The following is a 10554-nucleotide window of genomic DNA, read 5'->3' on the forward strand; positions in this document are numbered from 1 at the left end:
ATCCCGCCCAAAACTGCTGAAAATGGCTGTGAATAATTAGCGCTTGTAAAAAGCCTATTTAATCAGCGTTTCCCTAGCAGCTAACAGCTAGAAGCCCCCGTTCGAACGCACGCCCGTAAGCCACAGGATCCCGCGGCGGAGCCGCTGTTGACCTAGACCTAGATCTAGACCTAGACCTCCCCCAGCTTCCTCTTAATCTCCCCAAAGTACGCATAGGGTCTCCGGATGATCTTTTCCGCCGGATAGGTGCGGCAGATCCTTCCATCCCTGATGACCCGCACCTCCCCCTTTTCGTAGTCCAAAAGGCAGCTGCCGAAGCGGCAGCAGAGGGGGCGGCTGGGATTTTCCTCCAGGCTTCCGCCGGCGAGGCGCTTCAGTTCGTAGTAGAGCCGGAATTCCTCCTCCGACCGGATGAGGAGGTCCGGCACCTTGGTGCTGTGGAGGAGGAGGAGGAAACGATTCGTAAAGAGAGCCACCTGGGCCCCCTCCCGGACACCGATGGGCCGGGGAAGCTTCTTCCAGCTCTTCACGTCGAACCGATAATAAAGGGCCTCCGAATCCTTCGGCAGTTCCCGGATCTCCCGCCGCCGGAGGAGAGTGCACTTCGTCACCTCCCCGTAGAGGAAGATGCCGCTCTCCTTCCCGAAGAGACGGCGGGACTGGTAAATGGCCACATAATGGATGGGCAGGTGCTCCTCTCCCACCCGGGAGGCAGGGATGTGGTAGAAATGGTACTTCCTGCACACATCCAACTGCTGCCGGTTCTTCAGGACCCCCACCAGCACATCCCGCCGGCTCCAGTCCACCTTCGCCAGCCTCCTCTCGATTCCCACAGGCAGGAGACTCCGCTCGAAAGCGGTCTCCGGGGAGTCGGAAACCAGCTCATCCAGCATATCCTTCACCAGGGTGGTGGCGGAAGGCAGGCCTCCGATATTCACATCATCGATGCTCTTATAAAACCGGTGGTTTTTGTACTCCTCTTCCTTATTATAAGGAAAGAGCACATAGGCGCCGAACATGGTGCGCTCGTAGAAATTCTCCCTCTCTTCGCTGACGATGGCGTCCCGGTACCGGTGCATGGTATTGATATCCACTTCCCGGGGCCCCGGAAAGTGGGACACGCAGTTATAGTAATAGCTCCCCTCCACCGCCGGGTCCATTTTATACTTGGCATCGAAGATATACTTATAGGTCAGGTCCCCGCCGTCCATGCCATTCTTCGTAAGGGTGAGCACATTATCCGGTTTCTGGGGCACCGTAGGCAGCCCGGCGGAGGTGGGATTATAGGAAAGGACGATGGATTCCCCGTTCACCGGATTCCGATAGCGTACGGACGATTTTCCCCCTTTGACCAGTGTTGTGAATAACTTTGTCCCTTCCGTTCGGATGATATCCTGGGAAATGAGCCGGTACTGCCCCTTCAGGAGGCTGTTCAACTTGATGAAACACCAATACTCATAGAGCTGGGCCAGATCCTTCACGGACAGGTGGAACACATCCCCCGTCAGATTCAGCCCCCGTTCCAGCATAAGGTAATACTTATACAAGTCCCGGTACCCCGGCGCCATCATGAAGACCAGGGACAGCCCCGCACTTTCCCCGGACGGTTCCACCTCCGAAAGGAAGGAGCCCGTAATCCGCCGGTTCAGCCGGTTCACCATACCATCCATCCGCCGGAGCAGGTCCTCATCCTGCCGGTCATAGAGAGCCCCATACCGCTTCCGGAACGTCTGCAGCCGACGGATAGTGCTCTGGATCATAAAACGGGTGAGCCGATTTTCCCGGGTGTCATAGGAAATATGCTTACTCACCGCCGGGATGCGGTCCACCAGCCAGTTCTCCCCTTTTCTGATTCCGTGATTCCCGTGCTTCATGAGCCACCGGATAGACTGATGGTCACACCGTTTCGCCCGATAGGCCGGCATGATTTCCCGCCGGGTCTTCAGCACGTGGTGGGGCTCCCGGATCACCTTATCCACGGACCGGAGAAACCGGTCATAGATTCTCGAAATCACCGCAAAGAACTCCACCGGACTGCTGCACCGCACATCGCCCTGCCGGAAGCCGGTATAGGTGGTCCGCAGGAAATCAAAGACCAGGCTGTAAAGCTCCGTGGTCACATCCAGAAGAATAGCCTGGTAGTCCTTCCGATAGCTGATCTTCTCCGGGAAAACTTCCACCGTGAACCGTAGCACCTCCACCCCGTCCAGGGATACCACGAAATCGGAATAGCCGATATCATTGCGGAAATTGATAATTCCCGACACCATGTTCTCATGATGCCCCACAGGAGTGATGGCACTACGAATGGAAAGATTCACATGGTTTACCGATACCACATGCCCTTCCGGCCCCTCCACCAGGAGTTCATAACGATTCTGCTCATAAAAGGTAGGATGGGTACGGAATACATGGTTTCGGGGCTCCTGTTCCTCTCCGGAAAGGATGACCTCCTTCGGCGCATCGTCGGAATAGAGACGGAATTCCGCCTCCCCGTCCTTCACCATCCAGGCTGCCGGTGTCCGGCCCTTCATGGAAATGCGAAGTTTGTCCGTTTCTATATAGAGAAGCTCATCAGAGCCAGTACGATGTGAACCCATCTTCCTCGTATCTCCTCATCATGTAAGCCAGTTTTTCCGCGCTCTTCGGATACCGGGGAGGCTTGCCGTCTTTTCTCGCCTTTGCCAGCACCGCTTCCATTTTTATGTACACTTCTCCCGAGTCATCCCGGTATCCCTCATAGTCTTCCGCACAGTGTTTGAAGAGTTCGCAGATCATGTCCCGCACGGCGCCGCTGCTCCCCTGGATGCGGGGCAGGATTTTCTGGAGAATTTCATGGTCCATGGCCTCATCTTCAGAAAACAGGCCCAGCTTGTCATTATAAAGCATATAAAAGACCACTTCATCCCGTACCCGGTACCCCACATGGGCATTCGCCTTTTCCAGGATGCCATTGATATCGCTGAGTTCCCGGCTGTAATTCGTAGCATTTTCCTGATCCTCTTTATGGCAGTCCATGATTTTCAGATAGTCGGACCGCAGGAAACTATTGGACACTTCCAGCTTCTTCACCAGGGGCTCCGGTTCCTCCGAGAAATCGGGTATCAGATCCACATAGGAAAATTCGATGGTATTCGCCCGGTCCAGCACCTTCTTGCTGAAGGGGAACGTGGTTTCATCCATGTTCACCGTGCCGATGATGTACAGATTTTCCGGCAGATCCACATCCCCATAGCCCTCCACAGAAACCGCATCGGTTCCGATTCGCCCGTTCTCCTTCCACTCCCTGGTCTCCATGATGGACAGGAGGTCACTCATGTAATACTCCACCCGGGCCAGGTTCATTTCATCGAGGCACAGGATATAGGGGAAATTCTCGTGCTCCCTGGCGTCCTGCAGGAAATCGGTGAGCTGCCCCGCAATGAAATGGCCATTCAGGTCCAGATGTCCGAATAAATCAGAAGAATCAGACCAGTCCGGCCGCACAGCCACCTGTTTGTACCGCCCGTTTTCCCCATTGGCCCCCAGGGCCTCCGCAAAGAGCCGTACCAGCCTCGTCTTCCCGGTTCCTGAAATCCCCGCCAGAATCACAAAGGGCTTCGCCTTCAGGCTGAGATACAGATTCTCGATAACCCCGTCCGGATAGAAGAACCCCTTCTGCCGGATATACGACTTCACCTGGGCAATAATATCCTTCGGGTCCATGGGTTTCTCCTCCTTAACAGCTGGTACAGTATTGTCCTTTTCTTTACCCGCCGATTCCTCATCTAGCGTAATATCGTATTTAGCGGCCAGTTTCTCCAGATCCTGAATCAATGAATCCCTGTTCTCATGCTCAGCAAATTTCATGGCACTTTCAATGGCCGTCTTACCGGCCTCCTTACCTTCCTCCAGGGTAATGTGTTCTGCATAGTACAAAAGGAGCCGGGAATTGGAGTTCCATGTCAAAAATCCTCCATTCCGCATCTCCATATACCACCGCATATAATGCCTTGCCGAAGAAACGGCCACCTCCGGATGTTCCTCAGTGACCCGTTTCTCAGCGATTTTATTGTTTATCTCACCCAGATAGCACATCTTCCCATACTTATACAAAGCGGCTATCGTTGAATCCAGCATTTTCCCCACAATATCACCCATCCTTTATTGCCGTGTAATTTACTTAATTATAGCAGCATGATTTATATTCAGCAGCAAACGATTACAGGTAAAATAAAAGCGTCGAAGTCATAGCTCCGACGCTTTTATCCGGTTTAACTTTTTCGCATGCCTAGTTCCACGAACTCATTTTCCGTAAGTATCAAACCACTATGCTGTAGCCTTTCCCCTCTGCGATCATAGATTTCCTTCAGCATGTCAATTCGATCTGACTTAAGTCCTAAATGAATACGACGATGGCAGATAGGACATAGACAGATAATGTTAGCATACACATCAAGACTATGATCAAATTCACCTTGCTTAGCCATGGGAATCAGGTGATGACCTTCCATGTAAGGATGATGGGTGCTCTCAGCTATGAATGTCTGGTGGTCCGGATGAAGTTCGCAATGGAAATTGGCGAATTCAAGAGCTTGGTCACGAATAATAGGTGACCGTCTCCAATGCTTAGTGGTGGTCTCATAAGACTCCGGCGGCTCTATTAGAGAAGGAACATCAATATCAATCTGTGCAGGCGGCGCAAGAGGCATATCGACCTTTTCTACAGGAAGATTCATTTTATTTATAAAATCTCCCTGCGTAAATCTCAGAAAGTGATTCAAAGCAGCCCTGTACATACTGTCGCCTCGCTCATTGAGACCTATATATTCCTGATCTTTTGAGAGAATATCCCTCAGATTTTGCAACTGTCCAAAGCTTCCTACTTCATAAATATCTCTCTTGACCAATCCCCGGCTTTTCAAGAGCCGGGATAGGGTACGAAGAGCATCCAGATAATGGACAGCCGTCGACTGCTTGAGTCCTCGAATATCCGTCAAGTACTTTGCATAGTATTGCTTTAGCGTAGTTACTTCTTCCGGTTCTTCTATAGCCCGTCGTGCCATGTCAATCACCCCGATTTCAATTCGGTAGTTTATCACTCTTCTTACCTTGAAGTATGTGAACAATCCTTTCCATTACATCTTCAAAGTTTTTCTTGAGTTCGCATTCCCACACAGTAATGACTTTCCAACCCATCGCTTCCAAAGCATCTCGGTCAAGTTTGTCATTCACCACATTACTGCTTAACTTCTTCTCCCAAAAGTCATGATTAGTTTCAGGGATAGTAGCCTTCTTACATCCCGGATGCTGGTGCCAAAAACAGCCATTCACAAAGATAACCGTCTTATACTTGGGCAGAACCACATCCGGAGTGCCGGGAAGGCGGTGGTCATTTTTACGAAAACGAAAGCCTTTCCGGAACAGATAGCTCCGTACTTTGACTTCGATCTTCGTATTTTTCCCGCGTACGTGGCTCATATTGCGGCTGCGCTGCTCTTTTGTAATTCGATCAGCCATATTACCATCCCACTAAATCATCATTTACTGATTTTCACCTAAAAGCCGGAAGCATTGAACCATAAACTCAGCCATTGTTTCAATGATAGGAATAGAAACGGAATTACCAAACTGCTTATACTTGGCTGTATCCTTCATATTTTCAGGGAATCGGAATTGGTCAACGCCGTTTTCTATAAAGCCATATCCGATAAATCCTTGCAATCTTCCCCATTCCGTAGGGGTCATTGCCCGGATACACTCCCTATTGAGATTTGACTTTTTCCCAGGATAAATATCTGTCGGTAAAGGATGATTTCTAAACCAGGCCTCTATTTCCGGCCCCGGTTGTCTTACCAGATTTCTTTCCTTTCCCGATCCACCGGTAGCCATAATAGTATGAGCCATCGTTTCACCATTATTTGCTGTATTTTCAGAGTCATAAACGACTGAGTAGCCAAAGCCATTTTTGTGAGCTTTCTGCCGCTTCTTATGGTTAATCAATGTGGTTAAAAACCCGGTGGACAAGTAATAATGAAGATCTACTTTCGGATCAATAATTTCATCAAGGCCTTTGAATATTGGTTCCCCGGGACGAGACTTAGGAAGTTCCAGTGAATCAAGCACATGGATGGCATCCCCATAATACTCCCTGGAAAATCCCATGATATAAGTGCGCGGACGATTCTGGGGTAACCCAAAATTGCAGGTATTTCTTACAAAGGAACTTCTCTCATAAGAGATACCACCAACAAGATTTCTATAAACACCGATAACCTTGTAATTCAGATCATTTTCCAATGTATCAATGATGATCTTGAACGTATTACCTTTATTGTGAGAGAAAAGATTTGCCACATTTTCGAGGAAAAAAGCCTTAGGTTTCAATTTACCTATGAGGCTTTGAACATTAAAAAATATAGTCCCTCTCGTTGTATCCTTGAATCCTAATCGTTTCCCGCTCAGACTAAATGCCTGACATGGAAATCCTGCAAGTACGACATCGACCTTTTTATTTTCCTTATTGATCGCATCGATAATAGAATCTTCATCAGTTACATCGTAAAACTCGGTTTCACCAAATAAAGTTTCATAAGTTTTTTGGGCGGATTTATCGATTTCTGCAGTCAGAATATTCTCAAAGTCTCCGGCCAGTTCAAATCCTCGCCGTATGCCACCTATACCGGCGCATAAATCAATAGTTGTCATTCGTCCCTCGCAAATTTACAATATTTTTTCTCCATCCACACCATCCAAAGATACGGTATAGGAGATGCTGATCACATTCTTCGGCATCTTTCCACCCACAAACGATTCATCTTTAATGCAGGGGAACTTACTATTTACCGGATACTTAATGATGGAATGAAGCACATAGGCCCTATCCCGTGCTGATCTACCCTGTTCAAGACCAAGTTTCTTCAGCTTATTTTCCAAATCCTTCCTATTATAGCCCAGCTGTACGAGATCTTCCAACACACTATTAATAGTCTCCCCTTTTTCCGCTCGTTCAAACTGGCAAAGCATAACATAAAGCTGTTTACCAGGAGGCGGAACCAACTGGAAAGAATTATTCAGAGTAATCTGCCGACCTTCTCTCTTCTGGGTAGACTTAACCTCATAGAAAGCATCTCCACAGTCGATATCGTAAGTAGCATGTTCAGGGCCGCGCCATACAGCGTCAAATCCATGCTGTTTCAAGTAACGAAGTACAACCATTTCTCCCAGATTGTCATAGACCCGCTCATCGACATTCTTGTTTCCAAGCAGTTCTTTCCACTCAGACCACCAGAGTTCCGGATTATTAACTATTTTTTCCCGGAATACACCATCAGGACCCGGATTTGCAAATTCCGCACAGAGTACAGAGAATGGATTCAGGATGTCTCCTTCCTTTTCCGTCATAAGTTCCAATGCTTCAAGAGACTGACCATTGAGCACAACTTGCTGGTTTCTTAAAATGACGCCGGCAAAGCTTTCATTGACCGGTGTACCTTTGGTATACGGAATTGCAATACCGTATCCCTCTGATGTACGAAAAGTCCAACCTTTGAATGGTGTATTTTCAAGACTTTTGATAGGTGTCGAATAATTAATGGCTGTAACGCTCCAGCCACGTTTGATCTCCTCAGAAAGCATTATAGGCTCACTCCTTTACTTCAGCCAAAAGCTGCTTAACATATCCGGGTTCTCTGCCCTCCGTAAGAGCAGGCTCAATATTCCGACAATTAACCAAGTTCTGCTTTTGTATGTGATTAAAACGATCAGAATTCTTATTGGTTTCCATCGCATACCCCTTCATTAAAGCTCGGGTTAATGGCAAACGGTATCCCTTTCCGGGGCGTTCAATGAAATCACTAATGGTATCGGATCCATAGTCCTTCAACACATTGTAGGTATCCTGTTCCATCTCCTCCCATGATTTATCCCCATCATACTGCCAGGCAAGATGAATATACCACCAAAGGGTTTTCACCCAAATTCTGCGAGGATGACTGTAGAAACGTTTTTTATTGATACGTATGGTATCCTTGGGTTTCTTTCCGTTTTCGAATCGAAGCCAAGTAATATCCGGAAATACGATACAGGAAAGATAGCGCCACATATCATCATTATTCGCCATGACATTGGTGAAGTCCTTATAAAAGTTAAGTTCCCTATACAAAGCAAATCCAACTGCCAGGTCCACCGGATACATATTTTTGGAGGTTGTTTGGGATAAAGTGTCTTTAAACGCATCTACGATATGACTGCGAAATCCTTCATAGGCTTCGCTGATATTGCCTACATCATAACTCTTCCATTTCTGCAGCAGTTCATCAAATTCAGTATCGCTCATGGTATCCCAAGTATTGACCAATTGGGCAGCCTTTGCTTTTGTCAAGACATGGAGTAAACTACTTTGCATTAGCTTTTGACTCCTTTCTCTTTTTCCCTGACGTTTTCTCCAAAGAATACATGATGAGACCATTTATTGTATTCTGGATAGCACGCATTTGGCATTCAATTTTTCTGGTATCAAATAGTTCCTTGTCATCAGCTTCCATACGACCGTAAAGGAAGGACAACGCTTCAGAAATAGAGCCCGGTTCAAAACTATTTTCTCTATTAATGACTCGGCCCAGCTGATTGGAATCAAGCTTTTGGTAAAGTATGAAGTAAGCAGACGAAAGAATTGTTATAAGGAGATGTGGATTTGCCTGAACGTTATCCAGCGTCGGGCAATCTTTATAATAGGTATTCAGGTAGAGACATAAATTTTCTTCTGTAAAGAGATCTTCTTCCGGATCTTCCCAATCACCTACATCAAGATACCAAAGGGGACTATTCTTATCGTGAATTTGTTTGACCGGGAAAACAGCATGGTTATCTTTAAAGTTGAGGTCACACTCATCTACCACACCCAGGGATACACCGGATTCATTCATAAGGAACTGTTCATCAGCTTGAACCACTGCCGCCGGATTTTTCACATAAAGTATCAGCTTTAAAGACAAATCATCTGCAATGGATCCTGGCTGGAAGTAGTGTTCAAAATGAAATCCAATGTCACCATGGTCGGAATTGACAGCATCCGGAAGAATATATCCCATCTGCTTTAAAGAACTATTAGTCCAGATAATAGCAGCTCCCAAGGAGGCATCGCGGCACAATATACCGGATGGGCCCTTCAGCAAATTGGGATACTGAAAACGTATTTCTTTAGAGAGCCACAAACCGTCTCGATTCATATCCCAGCTTCCGTCTTCACAAGCCAGTGAAGAAGCTCCGGTTGATGGTTTTAGCTCATGGCGAATATCATTACTGTCACGGTAATAGAAATCATAATCTTCATCGCTATATCCTGCATTCTCAAGAATGGGATCTTCCTCATCCCCGTCAAATTGGACTGTCGGATAAAAATGTAATTCAGCCATTCATCAACCCTCCTTTACTTCCTTAACTTCCCTGACCGCACAACTATATTTACGGTCTTTCGCTTGTAACAGAAGTGTTCCCTGAATTGTAACTTTGCGTTCCGTATTAGCTATGGTAAAAGAGCATACATCATCAAAGGTATTACCGGATTCTGTAGTTCTTTTAATACTGGAAATCGCCATTTCGGAAATATCGCATTGAGCCGTGCCACTATTAGCACTCAAGTCTCCTGAAAATGGATGAACATCCTTATCCTGCCCAATAAATGCCTTCAAATCTCGAATGCCATAAATGGTAAACGGGAATGGTCTTCCCATTTCTTTAAACCATTTTGCTTCATTCCACTGCCCCTTTTCAGTCTCAACCCAAATCCCGATAGTTGCCTTTTTCTTAATGGTATTGAAAGATACGGAAAAAGGAATACTAATACAATCCGCTGAAAAAGCAGGTTTTCCGGTTTGCAGTGAAACCGCCGCCATTGATGAACTGCCACCTCCGGAGTTCCCACTACCTCCAGCAGTTGTTTTAGGCGAACTCTTGGATTTTGTAGGTAATAATATCTGGCCGACGCTACGGCTTAAATCACTATATCCGGAATCCACATTCGACATTTTATTCTTCACAAATCTTGCAGAAATCTTATTGCCGATTCCACGCTGCAGTCTTTCTACTATGGTCTGTTTGGCGGAATCCGACCAATCTTGATGATCGGACTTTTCACACTGCCGTAAATATTCGCCTAAGCTATTTACCTTTTCTCCATTTACGATAATAGGTATCTTGAAAGGATTTGAGGACTTAGGTACGAAAAATACAAAGAGATACTCATTTTTACCGGTCACCGGCAACTTTGCAGTCCAACGATCCGCCACTTTGTAATCCAAAATCATCCCCGGTAACCGGGCAAACATGAAAATAGCAGACCCTTCTGTACTCTCATCAAATTTACCCAAGTAAGCGGATAATGGAATCATAGAATGATCATAGAAAAGATCATTTCTTGATATCCGAATGAAGGACGCGCAACCTACCATGGAATCCTTGAATGTACTATTTATGCTGATTTTTTCATAACTAATCTTTTTGAAAGTTGAAGGTATATAGCTATAGTAAACGACATTAATTACTTTACTTTAAATCGATGCATCTATGTGCTAT

At 46.5% G+C, this 10554-nt stretch carries 9 protein-coding genes; all 9 read right to left on the reverse strand.

The genetic code is table 11. The annotated features are described in order from the left end of the window. Nucleotides 1-170 precede the first annotated feature (170 nt). Complete coding sequence (locus QZR21_RS05920; protein WP_296974292.1) at nucleotides 171-2600, reverse strand: restriction endonuclease-like protein; 2430 nt, start codon at nucleotides 2598-2600, stop codon at nucleotides 171-173. Next, the gene (locus QZR21_RS05925; RefSeq protein WP_296974297.1) at nucleotides 2575-3948 is read right to left on the reverse strand and encodes an McrB family protein; all 1374 of its coding nucleotides are present in this window, start codon (nucleotides 3946-3948) and stop codon (nucleotides 2575-2577) included. Before QZR21_RS05925 ends, QZR21_RS05920 begins: the two co-directional genes overlap by 26 nt. A 305-nt stretch (nucleotides 3949-4253) precedes the next feature. After that, nucleotides 4254-5045 (reverse strand): HNH endonuclease signature motif containing protein, encoded by a 792-nt coding sequence (locus QZR21_RS05930; RefSeq protein WP_296974300.1) that lies wholly within the window; start codon nucleotides 5043-5045, stop codon nucleotides 4254-4256. 16 nt (nucleotides 5046-5061) lie between these two features. Continuing rightward, nucleotides 5062-5499, reverse strand: coding sequence for a very short patch repair endonuclease (locus tag QZR21_RS05935; protein WP_296974302.1), 438 nt, complete (start codon nucleotides 5497-5499; stop codon nucleotides 5062-5064). Between the two features lie 24 nt (nucleotides 5500-5523). Further along, nucleotides 5524-6687, reverse strand: a complete 1164-nt coding sequence (gene dcm, locus QZR21_RS05940) for a DNA (cytosine-5-)-methyltransferase (RefSeq protein WP_296974303.1) — start codon at nucleotides 6685-6687, stop codon at nucleotides 5524-5526. A 15-nt stretch (nucleotides 6688-6702) separates the two neighbouring features. Next, the gene (locus tag QZR21_RS05945) at nucleotides 6703-7617 is read right to left on the reverse strand and encodes a PD-(D/E)XK motif protein (protein ID WP_296974306.1); all 915 of its coding nucleotides are present in this window, start codon (nucleotides 7615-7617) and stop codon (nucleotides 6703-6705) included. Nucleotides 7618-7624: 7 nt separating this feature from the next. After that, nucleotides 7625-8386 carry a DUF6339 family protein gene (locus tag QZR21_RS05950; protein WP_296974309.1) on the reverse strand — a complete coding sequence of 254 codons (762 nt, stop codon included), beginning with the start codon at nucleotides 8384-8386 and terminating at the stop codon, nucleotides 7625-7627. Continuing rightward, nucleotides 8376-9395 carry a hypothetical protein gene (locus QZR21_RS05955; protein WP_296974312.1) on the reverse strand — a complete coding sequence of 340 codons (1020 nt, stop codon included), beginning with the start codon at nucleotides 9393-9395 and terminating at the stop codon, nucleotides 8376-8378. Before QZR21_RS05955 ends, QZR21_RS05950 begins: the two co-directional genes overlap by 11 nt. A gap of 3 nt (nucleotides 9396-9398) precedes the next feature. Then, the gene (locus QZR21_RS05960) at nucleotides 9399-10370 is read right to left on the reverse strand and encodes a hypothetical protein (RefSeq protein WP_296974315.1); all 972 of its coding nucleotides are present in this window, start codon (nucleotides 10368-10370) and stop codon (nucleotides 9399-9401) included. Nucleotides 10371-10554: the final 184 nt, after the last annotated feature.

Origin of the sequence: uncultured Dialister sp., from assembly GCF_900541605.1 — a bacterium.
Classification (GTDB): Bacteria; Bacillota; Negativicutes; order Veillonellales; family Dialisteraceae; genus Dialister.

What these genes read in the sequence shown, in the direction of transcription:
- QZR21_RS05920 (WP_296974292.1), bottom strand. Translation starts at nt 2,600, where the DNA reads ATGGGTTCACATCGTACTGGCTCTGATGAGCTTCTCTATATAGAAACG.
- QZR21_RS05955 (WP_296974312.1), bottom strand. Translation starts at nt 9,395, where the DNA reads ATGGCTGAATTACATTTTTATCCGACAGTCCAATTTGACGGGGATGAG.
- QZR21_RS05945 (WP_296974306.1), bottom strand. Translation starts at nt 7,617, where the DNA reads ATGCTTTCTGAGGAGATCAAACGTGGCTGGAGCGTTACAGCCATTAAT.
- dcm (WP_296974303.1), bottom strand. Translation starts at nt 6,687, where the DNA reads ATGACAACTATTGATTTATGCGCCGGTATAGGTGGCATACGGCGAGGA.
- QZR21_RS05950 (WP_296974309.1), bottom strand. Translation starts at nt 8,386, where the DNA reads ATGCAAAGTAGTTTACTCCATGTCTTGACAAAAGCAAAGGCTGCCCAA.
- QZR21_RS05930 (WP_296974300.1), bottom strand. Translation starts at nt 5,045, where the DNA reads ATGGCACGACGGGCTATAGAAGAACCGGAAGAAGTAACTACGCTAAAG.
- QZR21_RS05935 (WP_296974302.1), bottom strand. Translation starts at nt 5,499, where the DNA reads ATGGCTGATCGAATTACAAAAGAGCAGCGCAGCCGCAATATGAGCCAC.
- QZR21_RS05960 (WP_296974315.1), bottom strand. Translation starts at nt 10,370, where the DNA reads ATGATTCCATTATCCGCTTACTTGGGTAAATTTGATGAGAGTACAGAA.